Origin of the sequence: Pseudonocardia sp. N23 (assembly GCF_002583555.1) — a bacterium.
In the GTDB taxonomy this organism is placed as follows: Bacteria; Actinomycetota; Actinomycetes; order Mycobacteriales; family Pseudonocardiaceae; genus Pseudonocardia.
On record NZ_BEGX01000002.1, the window covers coordinates 80,429 to 100,291 of the forward strand.

A 19,863-nucleotide genomic window follows, 5' to 3' on the forward strand; every position below is an offset into this window, starting at 1 on the left:
GACCCGGGGTGCCGTCCGCCCGTCGACGCGTAGCGAAGGAGAGAACATGCCGAACGCCGACCGGTTCTACATCGGGGGCAAGTGGGTCGCCCCGACGACCCCCGCGACCGCGGATCTGATCGATCCGTCCACCGAGCAGGAGATCGGCCGGGTCGCCCTCGGCGGCAGCGAGGACATCGACCGCGCGGTCGCGGCGGCGCGAGGCGCGTTCGACGCGTTCTCCGAGACGTCCGTGGCCGAGCGTGCCGCGCTCCTCGAGCGCGTGATCGACGTCTACCGGGCTCGCTCCGCCGACATCGCCGATGCACTGATGGCAGAGATGGGCGCCCCCGCAGGGCTCGCCCACACCGCGCAGGTGGGCGCGGGCCTGGGCCAGTTCGCGTCCGCACTGGACACGCTGAAGAACTTCGCGTTCGAGGAGACCCGGGGAACGACCCGCATCCGGCACGAACCGATCGGGGTGTGCGGTCTGATCACGCCGTGGAACTGGCCGCCGCTGCTCATCGCCGCGAAGGTCGGCCCGGCGCTCGCCGCCGGCTGCACGATGGTGCTCAAGCCGTCGGAGCTCGCACCGCTCAACGCAGTGATCATCGCGGAGGTGCTGCACGAGGCCGGGGTTCCCGCCGGGGTGTTCAACCTCGTGCACGGCGACGGTCCGACGGCAGGGGCCGCGCTGAGTGCGCATCCGGGCGTCGACATGGTCTCGTTCACCGGGTCGACCCGGGCGGGGATCGAGGTCGCCCGCAGCGCGGCCCCGACCGTGAAGCGCGTCGCACAGGAGCTCGGCGGGAAGTCGGCGAACATCATGCTCGACGACGCCGACTTCGCCACGGTGATCCCGCGCGACCTGGGCGACGTCGTCGCCAACTCCGGGCAGTCCTGCAACGCCGGGGCCCGGTGGCTGGTACCGCGGTCACGGCTGGACGACGTCGTCGCCCACGCGAAGGCCGCCGCCGAGGCGATCGTCGTGGGTCCGCCGGACCAGGACGGCGTCACGATCGGCCCGCTGGTCTCACAGGCCGCATACGACAAGGTGCAGCTGCTGCTCGAGGGCGCGGTCGCGAACGGTGCGACGATCGTCGCCGGCGGACCGGGACGCCCGGACGGCCTGGACACCGGCTTCTTCGTCCGCCCGACGGTCCTCGCCGACGTCACGAACGACATGGCGATCGCGCGCGAGGAGATCTTCGGACCGGTCATCACCATCACGACCTATGACGACGAGGACGAGGCCGTCCGGTTGGCCAACGACACCGACTACGGCCTCGCCGGTTTCGTGTCCTCCGCCGATCCGGAGCGGGCACGTGCGATCGCCCGGCGGATGCGCACCGGGATGGTGCACGTCAACGGCGCCGGACTCGACTTCGCGGGGGCCTTCGGCGGGTACAAGCAGTCGGGCAACGGACGGGAGTACGCCGACTTCGGACTGCGCGAGTTCCTGGAGGTCAAGTCGGTGTTCGGCTACTCCGCCTGACGCGGTCGGGCGGTGGTCGGGCACCCGCAGGTGCCCGACCACCGGCGGTGGCTCAGGACCGTGCCGGCGGCAGCGTGGGCGGCGCCGTCGAGTAGCGGACCGGGGTCGCGGACAGCCGGATCGGGTTGCGGGTCAGCCCGACGGTCGAGCCGTCGTCGCGCGGGAGATCGACGACCGGGTCCAGCCCGAGCGCCTCCGCGAGCCGGAACGCCCCGGCGACGTCGTTGACGACCCCGGCCGGCACACCGGCGGCGGTGAGCCGGTCGGCCCATTCGGCGGCGGGCAGCCCACGCAGCGGCGCGCGCAGCGCCGTCGCGAGCAGGTCGCGGTGGGCGACGCGGGCAGGGTTGGTCGCGAAGCGGGGATCGTCGGCGAGGTCGTCGAGGCCGGTCACCCCGCACAAGGCCCGGAACTGACGATCGTTGCCGACCGCGAGCGCGAGGTCCCGGTCGGCGCACGCAATCAGCTCGTACGGCGCGATGCTGGGGTGACGATTGCCCAACCGTTGCGGGACCACGCCGCCGACGGTGTAGGCCGCTCCCTGGTTGACCAGTGCGGCGAGCAGGCTCGACAGCAGGTCGACCTCGACACGCTGACCCTGTCCCGTCGCGTCGCGGTGTCGCAGGGCGGCGAGTACACCGACGGAGGCGAACAGCCCGGCGAGGACGTCCACGAGGGCGACGCCGACCTTCTGGGGCTCACCGTCGGGTTCACCGGTGATGCTCATGAGCCCTCCGACGGCCTGCACCAGCAGGTCGTAACCCGGCAGCGCCGCGCCGGGCCCCGCGCCGAACCCGGTGATCGAGCAGTACACCAAGCGTGGGCTCTCGGCACACAGCTCGTCAGGTCCGAGTCCGAGCCGCTCCATCACTCCCGGCCGGAAGTTCTCGACGACGACATCGGCCCCGAGTGCGGCGCGACGTGCCGCGGCCCGGTCGCGCGGGTCGGCGAGGTCCCAGGTGACGGAGGTCTTGTTCCGGTTGACCGACTGGAAGTAGGTGGCCGCGCCACGGTCGTCGTGGGGCGGACCCCACGCGCGGGTGTCGTCACCGAGCGGCGGGCGCTCGACCTTCGTCACCGTGGCCCCGAGGTCCGCGAGGACCATCGTCGCGAACGGTCCGGCGAGAACTCGCGAGAAGTCCAGGACGTTCAGGGAACCGAGCGCGGTGTGCGGCGACGTCATCTGACCCCTTCGGTGGAATGGTTTCCAGACCGTAAGGGCGATGTGTCGACCACGTCAACGACGTGGGCCGCCGACTCGGTCGCCCTCGGCCGACGCCACTTCAGGGGCAGGTGAATGGGCATGCACTGGCCACTACCGCCGCGGGCTCGCGAGGTGACCCAGTTGGTCGACGGCCGGATCAGGGGTTGACCACAGTGAGGACCTTGGGCAGACTAGAAACGACTCCACCGCCTGCCCCTCCTCGCTGGGACAACCGCGGCAATGGCAGAGCATAAACCTTTCTCGCACGCTGCGACGAGCTCGAACCTCAGAGAGGAGACGTGCCGTGACGGACCACGACCCCGCCGCCCGCAACGCACGCCGGTTCCCGCGGGTGATCGTGCCCGACGAGATCGACAAGATGCCCGTGCTCACGTTCAACACCGGCATCACGACGAACATCTTCCTGTCCCGGGAGCGCGACGACGCGCGCTACTTCCGGCACGGCTACTGCTACGGCGAGCCCGACCACCTGCCGTACCAGTGGGAGCAGCGCGACTTCGACGAGACGCACTACGTCCTCGACGGCCGGATCCACGTCGTGGTCGAGGACGCGGCCGGCCGCACGATCGTCCTCGAGGCGACGGTGGGCGAGCACATCTACCTGCCTGCGGGCTACACCTACCGGCTGGAGGCGACCGGGGTCGCCTACAAGTTCTTCTGGACCTCCGGGCCGTCCCCGAAGGTCGGCGTCGCCGACGCGCCCGAGTACAGCCGTGAGCTGTCCGCGCTGCGCACCTCCGAGGGGAGCTGATCATGGCCGTGACCGCCAGCACCTGGCAGCCCCTGCGCGGCGACAAGCGCTGGGCCTACCTCTCGCGCGCCAGGACCATCAGGCTCGCGACCACGAACGACGACGGGAGCATCTACCTGTCGCCGCTGTGGCTCGTCGTCCACGACCGCACGATCTACATCCCGATCGACGCAGCCTCACGCCACGGCGCCAACGTGGCGGCCGGGCGGCCGATGTCGGCACTGGTGGACCAGGGTGAGGAGTACGCGACGGTCAGCGGGGTCCGGATCACCGGGACGATGCGACCGATCGACGACGAGGCGCTCGCCACGACGCTCGCCCAGCTCGTCCACGACAAGTACTTCCACGTCGGCCACCCGTACGTCGAGCAGTACCTGGAGTTCGGCGAGGTCGCCGGCCGCACCTACTACGAGCTGGTGCCCGACAGGATGATCGGCTGGGACATGCGTGAGATCAACGTGATCGCCATGCCCGAGGCCCGGGTACTCCCGGACCACGTCGGGGATCGGCTCCTGTGAGCGCGTCCGGCGGGAGCGGACCGCTGCGGGTGTTGTTCGCCGGTGAGTCGTGGATCAAGCACACGATCCACATGAAGGGCTTCGACCAGTTCCACAGCACCGAGTACGAGGAGGGCGCAGGCGACTTCCTGGCGGCGCTCGACCGTGAGGGCTTCGACGTCACCTACGTCCGCGGGCACGAGATCTCCTCGCGGTTCCCGCGCTCGGCCCGCCAGCTCGACGACTTCGACGTCGTCGTGCTGTCCGACATCGGCTCCAACTCGTTCCTGCTGCCCGACGAGACCTTCCTGCGCTCCGAACGCAGCACGAACCGGCTGGCCCTGCTGCGGGACTGGACACGCGCGGGTGGCGGGCTGGTCATGATCGGCGGATACATGTCGTTCACCGGCTTCGAGGGCAAGGCGCGCTTCGGCATGACACCGCTGGCCGACGTCCTACCGGTGCGGATGCTCGACCACGACGACCGCATCGAGGACCCCGAGGGCGTCAAGGCGGACTTCGACGAACCCGCTCACGCCGTGCTCGGTGGTACCCCCGCCGAGTGGCCGCCGCTGTTGGGGTACAACCGTGTGATCGCCAAGCCCGACGCGACGACCGTGGCCCGTGCAGGGGACGACCCCCTGCTGGTGGTCGGGTCGGCAGGCGAGGGCCGCTCCGTCGCGTTCACGTCGGACCTGGCACCCCACTGGGCGCCGCCGGAGTTCGTCGGGTGGCAGCACTACCAGAGACTGTGGGCGTCCATCCTCGGCTGGGCGGCCGGCTCGCGCCCCTAGGAGGTCCACCCGTGGTATCACGCCGTCGGCCCACGATGAAGGACGTCGCGGAGCACGCGAACGTCTCGATCAGCACGGTCAGCTACGTGCTGAACGACAGCGGGCCGGTCGCGCCCGAGCGTCGCAACCGTGTGCTCGACGCGATCCGCCTGCTCGACTACTCCCCCAACGAGTCGGCGCGCAGCCTCAAGCGGCGCTCGGCGTCGACGATCGCAATGGTCGTGCCCGACCTGACCAACCAGTTCTTCGCGATGGTCGCGGAGGGTGTGTACCGGGCCGCGTCGGCAGTCGACGTCCTCGTCGTGCTCGTGCTGCCCGACGCAACCGAGCTCCCCGAGGAGAGCCAGGCGAAGCTGCTGCGCAGCCAACGGGTCGACGGCGTGATCTACCTGTCCGGGACGGGCTCGATGCCGGCGGCGATCTACGACCTCGCCCGGTCGGGGCCCGTCGTACTGGTCGACGAGCAGATCCCGGGCCGTGACCTGCCGGCGGTCGTGTGCGACTCCCGGCGCGGTGCCCGCGAGGTTGCCGCCCATGTGCTGGCTCAGCAGCACCGCAGGCTGGCCGTGATCGGTGGGCCCCCTGCACTGTGGACGGCGCAGCAACGCCTCGCCGGCTACCGCGAGGCGTTCGCCGGGGCCGGCATCGACCCCGACTCGGTCCCGGTCCACATCGGGGACTACCGCCAGGAGTCGGGTTACGCCGCTGCGGCGACGATCCTGTGCCGTCCCGAGTCGGAGCGGCCCACCGCCCTGCTCTGCGCGAACGACCTGATGGCGATCGGCGCCATCGAGTGCCTGAAGGCCAACGGGCTGCGGATCCCCGAGGACGTCAGCGTCGTGGGCTTCGACGACCTTCCCATCTCCAGCATGCTGACCCCGGCTCTGACCAGCGTGCGTCAGCCCGCCTACGACATGGGCCACGAAGCCGCCCGGGTGCTGTTCGACCTGCTCGAGGGCAAGGAGCACGACACCCGTGACCCGCTCCCGGCCGATGTGCGGATCCGTGACAGCGTCAGCGTGCCGAAGGAGCACAGATGACGGCGCGTGATGTCGTGGTGGTCGGTGCGGTCAACGTCGACATGGTCGTGACGGCGCCTCGTCTGCCCGGGCCCGGCGAGACGGTCGTGGGACCCGGTGTGCGCCGCCACGGCGGCGGGAAGGGCGCCAATGCCGCGGTCGCCGCGGCCCGCGTCGGCGCGCTCGTGCACCACGTCGGCGCGGTCGGCGACGACGACCTCGGCGCGACGGCCCTGCGCGAGCTGCGAGCCGAGGGTGTCGGCACCGACGACGTCGCCGTCGTCGCAGCGGCGACCGGGGTCGCGCTCATCGTGGTCGACGACGCGGGCGAGAACCAGATCGCCGTCGGCGCCGGGGCCAACGACCTGCTCGCCGACGCCGTGGTCACCTCCGCGCTGGAACGCCTGTCGTCCGCTGCGGCCTGCGTCCTGGTCAGCACCGAGGTGCCGGCAGCAGCGGTCGAGGCCGCGGTCCGCGCGGCGTCGGCCGCCGGGGTGCGCTGTGTCCTGAACCCGGCACCCGTCATCCCGGCCGTCGTGGAGCTGCTCGACCTCGGACCGGTACTCACCCCCAACACCGGGGAACTCTTCGCGCTCGCGGCCGCAGCCGGCCTCGACAGCGGCTGGGGCTCGGCACCGCCACGCGCGTCACCGGCGTGCAAGGAGATCCTGACCTGCGCGCAGGCCCTCGTGGGTCGGACGCGCGCGGCGGTCCTGGTCACGCTCGGTGGCGACGGCGTCCTGGTCGTCGATCCGGACGGCTCCGCCCGCCATCTCGAGCCACTCCAGGTCGAGGTGCGGGACACGACCGGCGCGGGAGACACGTTCAACGGGGTGCTCGCCGCGGGGCTCGCGGCGGGCCGCGACATCCACGATGCGGCGCGGGTGGCCACGGTGGCCGCCGGGCTCTCGGTGACCGCGGACGGTGCGCGGGGCGGTATGCCGTCCGCCGACGTCCTGGCCGCGGCCCTCGCCGCCTCGTAGCGCTCCCGCCCGACCCCGCTCTTCCGCCCCTGCGCCCGAGGAAGCCGCTGCCATGGTCGAAACGATTATATTTCGGCGGATCGAGCCGTCAGCATTCCATCGTCGCGCGCGGTCCACCCACGGCCGACTGGACCGGCCCATTTCATCGGACCCCGTCATGATCTGGGGCAATCAATGGATCAGTGACGTACTCGGCCGAGGGTCGCACCGCGCGACAGCCACGGCCCTGCCCGGATTCGGAGAAGAGATGAGTTGACGGTCACACTAGAAACGTTAACATCGTGTTGCTGCACGTCTCGACGCCTAGTGGTCAGTCAGGCGGATACGCAAGGCTGCTTGTCCGCGTAGAACCCCGGTTCCACGCATCCAGGTCCATGTCTGCCGTGTCATTCGAAGGCGACACGGCCAGTCGGTAGAAACGACTCTCGTGGAAGGTGAACGAGCCGATGGGCTACCTCGACAACCTGATCATCAACACCGACAACTACAAGCACTGCCACTACCCCCTCTACCCCCCGGGCACCGAGTACGTCTCCAGCTACGTCGAGTCCCGCGGTGGCGAGTGGCCGGTGACCCAGTTCGTCGGGCTCCAGGCGTTCCTGCGCGAGTACCTCATGCGGCCCATCACCCTCGAGGACATCGACGAGGCCGAGTTCGTCGTCCGTGAACAAGGCATGCACTTCAACCGCGACAACTGGCTCGGCATCCTCAACGACCACGGCGGCTTCCTCCCCGTCGAGATCGAGGCCGTGCCCGAAGGCCTCGTACTCCCGTCCCGAAACGTCCTGGTCCAGGTCATCAACACCGACCCGAAGTACTTCTGGGCCACCAGCTTCTTCGAGACCGCACTGCTGCGTGCCGTGTGGTACCCGACGACGATCGGCACCGTCAGCTGGCTGTCGAAGATGGTCATCAAGGAGGCACTGGCCAGGACGTCGGACAACCCACACCTGATCCGCAACACCCTGCACGACTACGGTGCCCGCGGCGTCAGCTCGCAGCAGTCGGCCGCGCTGGGCGGCCTCGCCCACCTGGTCAACTTCGACCAGTCCGACACCGTGCCCGGCATCCTCGCCGCGAAACACTTCTACAACGCCGGCAAGGTCTCCAACTCCGGGCCCAACTCCGAGCACGCCGGGTTCTGCGCCTGGGGCCAGGAGAACGAGGCCGACGCGCTGCGCAACATGCTCGACGTCTACGCGCCCGAGGGTTGCGCCCTGCTCCTGTCGGACACCTACGACCACGAGAACTGCGTCAAGAAGATCATCGGCGGCGAGCTCAAGGAACAGATCCGCAACTTCCCCGGCCTCGTCGGCGTGCGACCCGACTCGGGCGACATCGTCCAGGTCACCGCGGACACCACCGAGTGGCTGATGGACGCCTTCGGCTACGAGGTCAACTCGAAGGGCTTCAAGATCCTGCCGCCGTTCATCCGCGTCGTGCAGGGCGACGGCGTGAACTTCTACAGCCTCCCGCAGGTCTACATGGAGCTCGAGCGGCGCGGTCTCGCCGCCGACAACGCCGTGTTCGGCATGGGTGGCGGCCTGCTGCAGCACTGGAACCGCGACACGATGAACTTCGGCCAGAAGGCGTCCGCGGTCTGCGTCAACGGTGAGTGGCGTGACATCTCCAAGCAGCCCACCGGCGCCTCGTTCAAGACCTCGAAGAAGGGCCGGCTCGCGCTGAAGTACGAGAACGGCACCTACGTGACCGTCCCCAAGGGGTCGATCCCGGAGTCGGAGAACGTGCTCCGGCCCGTATTCCGCAACGGGAAGCTGCTCAAGAAGTGGGACTTCACGGAGCTCGTCGCGAACGCGGAGCGGGAGGTTCCCGAGTCGTACTACATCGACCACATCGGCCAGATGCGGACCGTCGTGAACGAGACGGCCGTCACCGCACCGGCCTAGGTCGGGCGCCGACCGAGGACAGTCCGGACCTGACCCGGACGCCGCCGCGGTACACCCCCTTCGTGCCGCGGCGGCGTCTCCTCCCCCACCAGGAGAGACACCTGCCGATGACCCACCTGCACGTCTTCGACATGGACGGGACCCTCCTGCGCGGCGCCGGATCCGTGGAGCTCGCGCGGCACCTGGGTACGTTCGAGGCCGCCGACGGGATCGAACGCGCGTGGGGCCGCGGCGAGATCACCGACGTCCAGTTCTGGGAGCGGATGCTCCCGCTCTGGGCCGACGTCACCGAGGCGGAGATCGACGCGGCGTTCGCGGCGTCGGCGTGGATCGACGGTGTCCGGGAGGTGTTCGCCGACATCACCGCCCGGGGCGAGCACGTCGCGGTGATCTCCCAGTCACCCCACTTCTTCGTCCGCCGGCTCGAGGCGTGGGGCGCCCACCGCACGTTCGGCTCCGACGTCGTGCCGCACCGGCAGGCCCGCAAGGAACATCTGCTCACCCTGCAGCACAAGGTCGACATCACCGTTCGCCTGCTCGACGAGCTCGGCCTCGACGAGACCGACGCCGTCGCCTACGGCGACTCCACCTCCGACACCCTGCTGTTCGCGCACCTGACCCACACCGTCGGCGTGAACTGCTCGGCGGTGCTGCGCCGTCACGCCGCGGTCTGCTTCGAGGGCGACGACATCCGCGGCGCCTACGCGCTCGGCCGGCGGCTCCTCGAGCAGCACCGGACGTCCCGGGAGTACACGTCATGAGCACCGTCGTCCAGGCCCCGGAGGCCACGTGCATGCACCTCGGCTACCGCAAGCGGCTCATGCTGTTCTCCGGCCGCGCCAACCCCGCACTGGCCGACGCCATCGGCCGTGAGCTCGGCGTCGGCCTGGGTTCGGTCACGCTCAAGACCTTCTCCAACGACGAGGTGTACTGCCGGTTCACCGAGTCCATCCGCGGGGCCGACGTCTTCATCGTGCAACCCATGTGCGGCAACCCCGCCACGGGTGTCAACACCAACGACGCCCTGCTCGAGCTGCTCGTGATGATCGACGCGGCCGTCGGCGCCAGCGCGCACCGGGTCATCGCCGTCACGCCCTGGTACGGCTACTCGCGCCAGGACAAGAAGTCCGAGGCGCGCGAGCCGATCTCGGCGCGGCTCGTGGCCCGGATGCTGGAGTCGGCGGGGGTCGACCGGGTCCTCGCGATGGACCTGCACGCCGGCCAGCTGCAGGGGTTCTTCTCGCGACCGCTCGACCACATGACCGCGCTGATGATGCTCGCCGACCACTTCACCGGGCTCGACGACGACCTCGTCGTCGTCGCCCCCGACGCCGGGCGGGTCAAGCTCAACAAGCAGTTCGCGACGCGGATGGGTGCGGGCCTCGCGATCCTCGACAAGGAGCGTCCGCGTCAGCAGGTCGCCGAGATCGGGCACGTCATCGGTGACGTCCGTGGCAGGACGGCCATCATCGTCGACGACATCATCGACACGGCCGGGACACTGCGGGCCGCGGGCGAGGCCGTCGTGCGCGCGGGTGCGCGGCGGGTGTTCGCCGCCGCCACCCATGCGGTCCTGTCCGGTCCCGCACACGAGAACCTGGCGGCTGCGCCCTTCGAGCGGATCGTCGTCACCGACACGATCCCGCTGCGCCCCGGCGCGCCCGACAACGTCCATGTCGTGTCATGCGCACCGCTGCTGGCCGCGACGATCGGCCGCATCTTCACCGACGAGTCGGTGAGCGAGGTCTTCGGCGGCAAGAACCACCTGTTCTGAGCTCGACCGCCGTCCCCGCCCCCAGAGAGGACCGCACCATGTCCCCATCCGATCCGGTCGCCACCGGCGACGTCCGAATCGGCTACGAGGCGTCGGCGGAGCAGTTCGGACCACGTGAGCTCATCGAGTTCACCGTCGAGGCGGAGGACCGCGGGCTCGACATGGTCGCGGTGTCCGGCCACTTCCAACCGTGGCGCCACCGCGGCGGGCATGCACCCAACGCCCTGACGTGGCTCGGAGCAGCCGGCGCGTCGACGTCGCGGGTGGTGCTCGCCACGAGCGTCCTCACCCCGACTCTGCGCTACCACCCGTCGATCATCGCCCAGGCCTCCCACCCGTACCTCCGAGGAGACGATCCATGCCCGTCATGACCGACCCGCTCGACCTGCTCGCCGTTCCGTCCCTGCTCTCCGACGAGGAACGCGACATCCAACGCACGGTCGGTGCCTTCCTCGACGAGCACGCCCGTCCGCACATCGCCGGGTGGTTCGACTCCGCGACCTTCCCCCGTGAGCTGGTGCCCGAGCTCGGCAAACTGGGCCTCCTCGGCATGCACCTCGACGGCTACGGCTGTGCGGGCACCAACGCCGTCTCCTACGGGCTGGCGTGTCTCGAGCTGGAGGCGGTCGACTCGGGCCTGCGCAGCTTCGTCTCCGTCCAGGGCTCGCTGTCGATGTACTCCATCCACCGCTGGGGCTCCGAGGAGCAGAAACAGGAGTGGCTCCCCCGGCTCGCCGCCGGCGACGCCATCGGCTGCTTCGGCCTGACCGAGCCCGACGCCGGGTCCGACCCGGGCGCCATGCGCACCACGGCCGTCCGCGACGGGTCCGACTGGGTGCTCAACGGCTCCAAGATGTGGATCACCAACGGCGGGCTCGCCGACGTCGCGACCGTCTGGGCGCGGACCGACGACGGCGTCCGTGGCTTCCTCGTCCCCCGCGGCTCGCCCGGGTTCACCACCACCGACGTCGGCCGCAAACTGTCGCTGCGCGCCTCCGTCACGTCCGCACTCAGTCTCGAGGACGTCCGGCTGCCGGCGTCGGCGATGCTGCCCGAGGCCCGCGGCCTGGGAGGCCCGCTGTCGTGTCTCAACGAGGCCCGCTTCGGCATCCTCTTCGGCGCGGTCGGCGCCGCCCGTGACTGCCTCACGACCGCGCTCGGCTACGCCGACACCCGGGTCCAGTTCGGCAAGCCGATCAGTGCTTTCCAGCTGACGCAGAAGAAGCTCGCCGACATGGCCGTCGCGCTGAACTCGGCCATGCTGCTGGCGCTGCACATCGGACGGCTCAAGGATCGCGGCGAGCTGCGCCCCGAACAGGTCAGCGTCGGCAAGCTCAGCAACGTGCGAGAGGCGATCGCGATCGCCCGCGAGTGCCGCACCATCCTGGGTGGCAACGGAATCTCGGGCGAGTACGCGCCGCTGCGGCACGCCGCGAACCTCGAGTCCGTCCGCACGTACGAAGGCACCGACGAGGTGCACACGCTCGTCGTCGGCGAGGCCTTGACCGGCCGCGCCGCCTACCGGTGAACGGAGCGGCGACGTGACCGACATCGCCTGCGTCTGTGTGTTCTGCGGTTCGAACACCGGCCGCGATCCCGCCTACCTCGCCGGAGCCCAGCAGCTCGGGTCGCTGCTGGGGCACTCCGGCATCACCCTCGTGTACGGAGGCGCGAGCGTCGGGACGATGGGCGCCCTCGCCGACGCCACGCTCGCCGCCGGCGGGCGGGTGCACGGCGTCATCCCCCGGCAGCACCTCGGCGACGAGATCGCCCACGGCGGCCTGACCGAGCTGCACGTGGTCGGCTCGATGCACGAGCGCAAGGCGTTGATGGCCGAGCTGGCCGACGGCTTCGTGGCGCTGCCCGGCGGCCTGGGAACGCTGGAGGAGTTCGCCGAGGTGCTGACCTGGTCGCAGCTCGGGTTGCACGCCAAGCCGACGGGCCTGCTCGACACCGTCGGCTACTACGCACACTTCCTGGCGTTCCTCGACCACGCCGTCGACGAGGGTTTCGTGCGCCCCGCCGACCGTTCGCTCGTGCTGTCGGGCACGGAACCGGCGACACTGCTGGAGCGGATGCGGGCCTGGCAGCCGGCGAGCGACCAACGTTGGGAGCCCGTCGACCGCCCCTGATCGCACCCGACACCCCAGGAGGCCGGCGTTGCCCGTCCCGATGATCATCGACACCGACCCCGGGGTCGACGACGCGTTCGCGATCGCTCTCGCGTTGTGCAGCCCTGAAGTCGACGTCCGCGCGGTCGTCGCCACCTACGGCAATGTCGGCCGGGACCGCACGTTCTCGAACCTGAGGCGCATCCTCGCCCTCGCCGGCCGCGGCGACATCCCCGCCGCCGCCGGCGCGCAGCGCCCCCTCGTGCACCCCCAGGGGGAGACGGCGCCCGACTGGCACGGGGCCGACGGGCTCGGCCTGCGCGCGGACGACTTCCCGGCGCCGGGTCCCGCGGACCCGCGCCAGGGCGTCGAGCTGATGGCCGACACCCTGCTCGGCGCGGCGGAACCCGTCACGCTGGTCTGTCTCGGACCGCTGACCGACGCGGCGCTGCTGCTCGCGTCACGTCCCGACCTCGCCCCACGGCTCGGGCGCATCGTCGTGATGGGCGGCTCGATGGGCGCCGGCAACACCAGGGGCGCGGGCGAGTTCAACCTGTACGCCGACCCGGAGGCCGCCCACCGGGTCCTCACCCAGCCCGACGTGCCGGTGACGCTGGTCCCGCTCGACGTCACGATGGCCTGCCGTGTCGACGGTCCGTGGCTCGACGAGCTCGCCGGTGCCGGACCCCGGACCACCGTGCTCGTGAGCAGCGCCGCGCTGTACCGCAGGACCTTCCTCGACCGGCACGGCAGCGATTCCGTCGCCCTGCACGACACGCTCGCCGTCCTGGAGGCGACGGTGCCGGGGACGTTGCGCACCACGCCGTTCCCACTCGCCGTGGCATGCTCCCAGGGACCAGAGCGGGGGGTGATGGTCGTCGACCGCCGGGGCGGCGACGACGCTCCGCGGGTCGACGTCGCCCTGGACGTGGACGTCCCTTCGGCGACCGCGGAGGTCGGCCGCCGGATCCGGGCCCTGGGCTGAGCGCCGCGGTCAGCCGACCGGGGGGTCAGGCGCGGCCGTGTTGGGTCGGGGCGGTCACAGCTGCAGGCCCGAGCGGCATCACGCGCACCCGGCCACGGATGATGTCGTGTCGGCAGACCTCGTCCCCCGGTCGCTCCCACCGGGGACTCGCACGTCAATTTCGTGAGGCCCCGAACAACAACGATCGGTGGGCCGATCCGGTTCTTGACGGCTCCGCCGGTCCGGCGACAGCCCTCCGGCCCAGGCGCACGGGGCGTAGGTCCCTGCCGGGACGGCATCGATGGGTCGAGCCTGGAGCCATGACCACAACCCGACACCCTGTCGTCGTCCAGCTCGGCGACGGCATCGATCCCGCGCTCACCCACTATGCGCAGGTTGCCTTCGCGCGAGTTCCCGAACAGCAGGCGCCGACGCACCTGCGGGTCATCGCCGATCACAACCCGGCCGACCCGCGCCCGATCCGGGCGCGCGTCCTGCTACCACGCAAGCACAGCGCGACCGCCGTCGCGGCGACCCCGCGAGAGGCAGTCGATGAGCTCGTCGAGCGGCTTCTCAGCACGGCCTCCACCGACTGACGACTCCTCCCCGCCGCTGACGGGACCGTGCGGTCGGGTGCCGATCCCGATCAACCATCGCCCCGAACGCGGCGGGGCTACGCCGAAGCCGTGAGTCCACCGGTCACCATGCGGCGACCCCTCGTCGTGCCCGAGGACGCGGCCGAGTGCGCTCCGGCACCGATCCTGCCCAGAACAGACGCGCGCGACTGAGGCGCAGCGGGCCCTACGCACAGGTCGAAAGTCCCGGCGCAGCCGGGACGGACGAAACTGTCGGCGGACGGAACACTGGCCTAACGTCGTCGTGACAGTCCGACACAGGAGGTCCGGTGCCCATCTCGGTGTTCCTTCTCGACGACCACGAGATCGTTCGACGGGGAATCGCGCAGCTGCTCGAGACCGAGGACGACATCGAGGTCGTCGGCGAGGCCGGCACAGCGGCCCAGGCCCTCGCACGCATCCCTGCGGTACGCCCGGACGTGGCGATCCTCGACGTCCGTCTGCCCGACGGCGAAGGCGTGACGGTCTGTCGCGACGTCCGGTCCTCGGTATCCCCGCCCCCGGCCTGCCTGATGCTGACCTCGTTCTCCGACGACGAGGCGCTGTTCGGCGCCATCATGGCCGGAGCGTCCGGTTACCTGCTCAAGCAAGTCGCCGGGACCGACCTGATCGGCGCCGTGCGCACCATCGCCTCGGGCGGCTCGCTCCTCGATCCGAAGGCCACGGCGGTCGTCCTCCAGCGGCTCAGACAGGGTGAGAAGGCCGAGGACCCCCGTTACGCAGGGCTCTCACCGCAGGAGCGGCGCATTCTCGACCTCATCGCTGACGGCCTCACCAACAAGCAGATCGGCGCCGAGATGTACCTGGCGGAGAAGACGGTCAAGAACTACGTGTCGTCCCTCCTGCACAAACTCGGCTTCTCCCGCCGCACCGAGGCCGCTGTCTACGCCGAACGCCGCCGGGCAGCTCAGTAGGACGCTGTCGTCCGTCTTCGACCACTCGACGGCACTGTCGTTCGAGTCCGAGGGACGGCGACATCAACGGGATGCCGCTCGCACGTCCCGTGCGGGGCGGACCCACGTTCTCGTGGCCGGACCGTCGGACGGTGCGGTCCTGCTCCCGGCCACGGCCCGGACCGACATGTCGGCGTCGCGGAGCACTCACGTGACGATGCCTCCTCCGTACCTCCGCGTCGGAGCCGCAGCTCCAGGGACGAGTCCTTCGGCCTTCTGCTGTGTGCCCCTCGGCACGGGCGGAGCGGGGTCCCGGCCGACGACGATCGGGATACCGCTCAACGCCGTTTCCGACGCCGCCTGTGGTCGGCGATGCGCGCGGCCCACCACTGTGGAGGCTCGCCATGAGGATGTCCGAACGCCCCGCCCGTCCCGAGACCGCGGACGACGACCCGGTGGTGGCGTCCGTGATGGCACGGGGCGTCGTGGGCATCGTCCCCGACGCGACGCTGCGGGTCGCGCTGCAGTTGATGATCGCCAGGCACGTGCGGCACCTCCCGGTCATCGACGGGAGTGAGCGCTACCGCGTCGTCACCGAGACGGACCTCCTGCGCGGGACAATCGCCTCCCGCGGTCCGCTCGGCCTCGCGTCGCTGCGGGTGGCCGACGTAGCGCGAGCCGCAGCGGTCGTCCCCTCCGCGACCCGGATGTCGCAGGTGGCGCAGACCATGGAGCGGTCCGGTGGTGACGTGGTACTGGTCGAGGAGAACGGCGACCTCGTCGGCATCGTGACGGCGAGCGACGTGATCACCTGCATGGCCGCCATCTCCGGGACGACGGGGCCGGGGCCCACGGTCCTGTCCGGTCCCGACGAACGCCACCGTTCCGTGCGGCCGTCGCCCCCTCCTCGCCACCCTCCTGCGGCACGACGTTGACCAGACCCGGCAGTGTCCCCGGCATGCTGTCCGGTTGCCTCCATTCCTCCGGAACGAGCCCGGTGCTCCCGTGGCGGCGACTGAGCCGCACGTCGGAGCCCGAGCGGACAGGACCGACGATGCTCGACACAAGCCCGGCCTCCACAGTCGGAGCCGCAATCAGCCTCGCCTGCATGGCTCCCTCGGTGCACAACAGCCAGCCGTGGCGCTGGTTGGTGGGCGACCGGACCGTCCACCTGTACGCCGACCTCGGTCGCTGGCTTCCGGCGGCCGACCCCCAGGGACGCGACATGGTCATCAGCTGCGGTGCAGCCCTGCACCACCTCCGGGTCGCCCTGGGTGCGAGCGGCCACCGGGCACTGGTGCACCGTCTGCCCAACCCCGCCGATGGGGACCACCTCGCCGCCGTCGAGGTTCGAGAGGGCGGCGAACCCGACGCCGACCTCGGTCTCGCCGCCGCGATCCCGGCACGCCGCAGCGACCGCCGCCCATTCGGGTCGTGGCCGGTTCCCGGGGCGTTCGTCGACGAGCTCGCCGGCGCAGGCGCGAGCCACGGGGCCCAGGTGCGGCATGTCGATCCCGGCCTGCGGACCACGGTGCTGCGCGCGATCCGCGAGGCCGACACCATCCAGGCGGACCTGCCCGGCTACGCCACCGAGCTCGCGCTCTGGAGCGGCGCACGAACGGGAGCCGACGGGGTGCCTTCGTCGAACCTCCCGGCGGGCCCGGCTCCGGAGGGTGCCGTGGCGCGACGGTTCTCCCCCGGTGAGCTCCGGGTGCGCCCGGACGACCCGGACGGGGCCGAGCTGCTGATCATCGCGACCTCGTCCGACGACCCGCTGTCCTGGCTGCGCGCCGGTGAGGCGCTCAGTGCAGTCACGTTGCGGGCGGCCGTGCTCGGCCTCGCGTCCTGCCCGTTGAGTGCACCGGTCGAGGTCGCAGCACCGAGGGCGCTGCTGCGCGACGCCGTCCTCGACGGGTCGGCGATGCCACAGATCGTCCTGCGCATCGGCTGGGCACCACCCGGTCAGCTGCCGCGCACACCACGCCGCCGGCTGTCCGAGGTCGTCTCGATGCTCGGCGAGTGACGGATGCCTGCAGTGCTACAGAGGTTCACCCGTGACGCACCGGGTCCGAACGCGGCGTCGGGCCGGGGCCTGCCCCGTGCCGGACTCTCCTCCGATGCCTGCCATCAGACCCGGGTGTGGGCGGGCCAGGCGCCGGTCGGGACGACGGACGCGGCCAGCAGCACGGCCGCGACGATGGTCGTCACGGGCGCAGGGTCCGAGGTCCCTCTGCCGGCGCCCCTCCGACCCTGGTCGCGCCGTCGACAACGGCGGATCGTGAACCGGACGGCACCGGATCCGGCCCGGGAGGACCCCGATGCCCGTCCGTACCCCACCGTCGCGACCGGCGAGGACGGTGTCGACGGCACAGCAGTCCTGAGTGATGGCACGGACGAGATCGGCCCGGGTGCGCGATGTCGCACCACGACACGAGTTCGGCCCGGCCCCGGTGCCGGGACCGCGAGGGAGGTGCCCGCAGTGCGCGTGGTGATCGTGTGTGAGAGCTGCTTCGGCAACACCGGATCGATCGCGAGCGCGGTCGCCGATGGGCTCCGGGACGCCGTTCCCGATGCCGACGTGAGCGTTCTCGACGTGTCGGGTGCCTCACCCGACGCCGCGGCCGCCGCGGACCTGCTCGTGGTCGCTGCGCCGACCCACACCTTCGGACTCAGCCGGCCCGGATCACGCCGAGCGGCACAGCAGATGGGCGCGACGATCACGCCGTCGGTGACCGGGATGCGCGAGTGGTTGGGATCCCTCGCGCGTACGGACGTCGGTGGGCACGTTGCCGCTCTGGACACGCGCCTCTCGAGTGCGCTGCTGTGGGGCTCAGCCGCTCGCGCCATGATGCGTCGACTGCGGTCGTTGGGTGGCACGTCGTTGGCTCCCCCGGAGACCTTCTGGCTGCGCGACATGGCCGGCCCGCCGCTGGACGCCGAGCAGTCCCGCGCACGCCTCTGGGGCGCCATGCTCGGCGAGCGACTCGTCTCCGCGACACCTGTGCGCTGACGGCGGCGTGCCGTCTCGCTCGGTCACCGACCAGGACACGACACTGTCTGAGCGCTCGGCCCGGGGGGCCGGCCCGCGTTCCCACACGAGATCACGAACCTCGATGAACGCAACCTCGGGCCACCGCCGGAGCGGCGACGCATCCTTCGCCGGAGTCGATCCGGCAACCGAGCTCGTCGTCCGGCTCGGTCGGATCCCTGCTCAGCCCGACGGGTTCCGGGCTGAGCAGGAGGCGGGACGCACGCCGTCGACGGGCACCGGCGGCAAGGCGGCCGGTGCCGGGTCGGCGCCGCACGACACGGTCACCGCGAGGACGAGACCGGCGGGACTGCCGGCGCGTGATCGGGGTCGGTGACGACGAACGGATCGGCGAGCAGTGGAACGGCGACGATCGGGCAGGGTGCGAACTCGATGAGCCGGCGCATCGTCGACGGAGCCGACGACGGCTGCGGATGATGGCCGACCACGATCACCCGTGCCGACGTCGCGAGGTCCATCAACCCCTGCCCGGTGCCGGACTCGATCACTTCACCGGCCACCGGCACGTCGGAGTCCTGGTCGGACACCCAGCGCATACCCCAATCGACGAGTCGTCGTGCCGTCGCGGCGGCATCGCCACGCGGAACCGATCCCGCCGGCCCCCCGTCCGCGGCACAGTGAGCGACGAGTACGGACGTCCCCCACGCACGAGCGAGCAGCAGAGCGGTGTCGAGAACGCCCGGCCCGGTCCCGAGATCCTCCACCGCCGCGACGACGGCGCCACGACGCGACGGCGGCACTCCCGGTGTCGCGCCGCGCACGACGGCGACCGGACATCCCACTCGTCCAGCGAGCCCCAACGCGACGTGCCCCACGAGCGTGCCCGACCAGGCGCCGTCTCCGTAGCTGCCCAGAACCAGGAGGCGGGCCTCCCCTGCGCGCATGTGCAACAAGTCCACGGTGTTGCCGTGGACGACCTCCACCGAGGGCCTGTCGACGCCGCAGCGCTCGGCGTCGGCGAGCAGCTCCCGCATGTACGGCCGAAGTGGCGCCGCGGCGAGGTTCGCCGAACCGTGGAGCTGTGCGTGCAGCAGCAGGAGAGGTGCGCCGGTCGCCGCGGCGAGCTCGGCGGCCCAGTGCAGGGCGACCCGGGAGGACGCGGACTCGTCGACGCCGACGACGATGGGTCGGGGACGGTGCTGGCTGGACATCTCGAGGCCTCCATGACGACGGTGATCCGGTCCCCCACAGCCTGATCGGGTCCGGACCGTCCCCACAGGGGTCGACGGCGGTGCCGGCCCGGGACGAAGGTCCCGCGTCGGTGCACGGTGGAAGAGCCGGGCCGGAGCGAGCCGGTGCCCCGGGCACCCCGTCAGAACAGCGGCGTCGCCACGGCGTCACGCCGCGACTCGATCGAACGGTAGGTCAGCCTGTCGACCACCGCGACGACGCCTTCCAGACGTCCGACGAGCGCGACAGCCAGCTCGGCGTCGGACCGCAGCGCCAGCTCGCCGTTGAGGGTCGCGACGCCGTCGCGGACATCGATCTCCATCGTCGCGGGGTCGACGCCGAGGAACGTACCGAACACCCCGTGCAGGATCTCGTGACGCAGGTCCGCGTCGCCGCGGAGGAAGACGGACAGGACGTCGGCTCGCCCGAGCACCCCGACCAGCCGCCCACGCCCACCGCTGTCGTCGACGACCGCCAGCCAACCCACTGAGCGCGTCCGCATCACCCGTGCCGCCTCGGCGACAGACGCCTCGGGCCCCACCTGGACGACCGGGCTGGTCATCACGTCGGCCGCCGTCGTGGGGCGAATGGCCGACATGTCGTGTCGGGACCATCCG

At 71.1% G+C, this 19,863-nt stretch carries 20 protein-coding genes and 1 pseudogene; 18 read left to right on the forward strand and 3 right to left on the reverse strand.

All coding sequences use genetic code 11. The features are described from left to right. The first annotated feature begins 46 nt into the window (after positions 1-46). Entirely contained in the window at positions 47-1,474 is a 1,428-nt protein-coding gene (locus TOK_RS01200; protein ID WP_098955880.1) for an aldehyde dehydrogenase family protein, read from the forward strand. 52 nt (positions 1,475-1,526) lie between these two features. On the opposite strand, the gene TOK_RS01205 is transcribed toward TOK_RS01200, so the two are convergent. Next, the gene (locus tag TOK_RS01205; RefSeq protein ID WP_098955881.1) at positions 1,527-2,657 is read right to left on the reverse strand and encodes a CaiB/BaiF CoA-transferase family protein; all 1,131 of its coding nucleotides are present in this window, start codon (positions 2,655-2,657) and stop codon (positions 1,527-1,529) included. Between the two features lie 325 nt (positions 2,658-2,982). On the opposite strand from TOK_RS01205, the gene TOK_RS01210 reads away from it, so the two are divergent. From TOK_RS01210 to TOK_RS01290, 17 genes and pseudogenes are all read left to right on the forward strand, one after another. Continuing rightward, positions 2,983-3,450 carry a hypothetical protein gene (locus tag TOK_RS01210; RefSeq protein WP_098955882.1) on the forward strand — a complete coding sequence of 156 codons (468 nt, stop codon included), beginning with the start codon at positions 2,983-2,985 and terminating at the stop codon, positions 3,448-3,450. A 2-nt stretch (positions 3,451-3,452) separates the two neighbouring features. Next, positions 3,453-3,968, forward strand: a complete 516-nt coding sequence (locus TOK_RS01215; RefSeq protein WP_098955883.1) for a pyridoxamine 5'-phosphate oxidase family protein — start codon at positions 3,453-3,455, stop codon at positions 3,966-3,968. After that, on the forward strand, positions 3,965-4,741 hold the full coding sequence (locus tag TOK_RS01220) for a glutamine amidotransferase (protein ID WP_253258112.1): 777 nt from the start codon (positions 3,965-3,967) through the stop codon (positions 4,739-4,741). Before TOK_RS01215 ends, TOK_RS01220 begins: the two co-directional genes overlap by 4 nt. 11 nt (positions 4,742-4,752) lie before the next feature. After that, positions 4,753-5,781, forward strand: coding sequence for a LacI family DNA-binding transcriptional regulator (locus tag TOK_RS01225; protein ID WP_253258113.1), 1,029 nt, complete (start codon positions 4,753-4,755; stop codon positions 5,779-5,781). Further along, on the forward strand, positions 5,778-6,743 hold the full coding sequence (locus TOK_RS01230; protein ID WP_098955885.1) for a PfkB family carbohydrate kinase: 966 nt from the start codon (positions 5,778-5,780) through the stop codon (positions 6,741-6,743). Before TOK_RS01225 ends, TOK_RS01230 begins: the two co-directional genes overlap by 4 nt. 434 nt (positions 6,744-7,177) lie before the next feature. Continuing rightward, complete coding sequence (locus TOK_RS01235) at positions 7,178-8,650, forward strand: nicotinate phosphoribosyltransferase (RefSeq protein ID WP_253258114.1); 1,473 nt, start codon at positions 7,178-7,180, stop codon at positions 8,648-8,650. A gap of 107 nt (positions 8,651-8,757) precedes the next feature. Continuing rightward, positions 8,758-9,411, forward strand: coding sequence for an HAD family phosphatase (locus TOK_RS01240; protein ID WP_098955886.1), 654 nt, complete (start codon positions 8,758-8,760; stop codon positions 9,409-9,411). Continuing rightward, positions 9,408-10,424, forward strand: coding sequence for a ribose-phosphate pyrophosphokinase (locus tag TOK_RS01245; protein ID WP_253258115.1), 1,017 nt, complete (start codon positions 9,408-9,410; stop codon positions 10,422-10,424). The genes TOK_RS01240 and TOK_RS01245 overlap by 4 nt, the downstream gene beginning before the upstream one ends. A gap of 38 nt (positions 10,425-10,462) precedes the next feature. Then, positions 10,463-10,753, forward strand: a pseudogene (locus TOK_RS01250) (LLM class flavin-dependent oxidoreductase); the annotation flags it as partial. A gap of 29 nt (positions 10,754-10,782) precedes the next feature. After that, positions 10,783-11,952, forward strand: coding sequence for an acyl-CoA dehydrogenase family protein (locus tag TOK_RS01255; RefSeq protein ID WP_374754840.1), 1,170 nt, complete (start codon positions 10,783-10,785; stop codon positions 11,950-11,952). A gap of 13 nt (positions 11,953-11,965) precedes the next feature. After that, positions 11,966-12,556, forward strand: coding sequence for a TIGR00730 family Rossman fold protein (locus TOK_RS01260; protein WP_374754841.1), 591 nt, complete (start codon positions 11,966-11,968; stop codon positions 12,554-12,556). A gap of 28 nt (positions 12,557-12,584) precedes the next feature. After that, on the forward strand, positions 12,585-13,520 hold the full coding sequence (locus tag TOK_RS01265) for a nucleoside hydrolase (protein ID WP_172457337.1): 936 nt from the start codon (positions 12,585-12,587) through the stop codon (positions 13,518-13,520). Between the two features lie 299 nt (positions 13,521-13,819). Further along, positions 13,820-14,095: a hypothetical protein gene (locus tag TOK_RS01270; RefSeq protein WP_098955889.1), complete on the forward strand. Its 276-nt coding sequence runs from the start codon at positions 13,820-13,822 to the stop codon at positions 14,093-14,095. Positions 14,096-14,403: 308 nt separating this feature from the next. Then, positions 14,404-15,048, forward strand: a complete 645-nt coding sequence (locus TOK_RS01275) for a response regulator transcription factor (protein WP_098955890.1) — start codon at positions 14,404-14,406, stop codon at positions 15,046-15,048. A 383-nt stretch (positions 15,049-15,431) separates the two neighbouring features. Further along, on the forward strand, positions 15,432-15,962 hold the full coding sequence (locus TOK_RS01280; RefSeq protein ID WP_098955891.1) for an HPP family protein: 531 nt from the start codon (positions 15,432-15,434) through the stop codon (positions 15,960-15,962). A gap of 173 nt (positions 15,963-16,135) precedes the next feature. After that, entirely contained in the window at positions 16,136-17,050 is a 915-nt protein-coding gene (locus TOK_RS01285; RefSeq protein ID WP_253258116.1) for an NAD(P)H nitroreductase, read from the forward strand. Positions 17,051-17,506: 456 nt separating this feature from the next. Further along, entirely contained in the window at positions 17,507-18,037 is a 531-nt protein-coding gene (locus TOK_RS01290) for a hypothetical protein (RefSeq protein WP_098955893.1), read from the forward strand. Between the two features lie 302 nt (positions 18,038-18,339). Here the strand turns inward: TOK_RS01290 and TOK_RS01295 are convergent, their stop codons facing one another. Beyond that, entirely contained in the window at positions 18,340-19,227 is an 888-nt protein-coding gene (locus tag TOK_RS01295; protein ID WP_098955894.1) for a universal stress protein, read from the reverse strand. Positions 19,228-19,388: 161 nt separating this feature from the next. After that, a complete protein-coding gene (locus TOK_RS01300; RefSeq protein WP_253258117.1) occupies positions 19,389-19,844 on the reverse strand; it encodes a CBS domain-containing protein in 456 nt (151 codons plus the stop codon). Between the last annotated feature and the right edge of the window lie 19 nt (positions 19,845-19,863).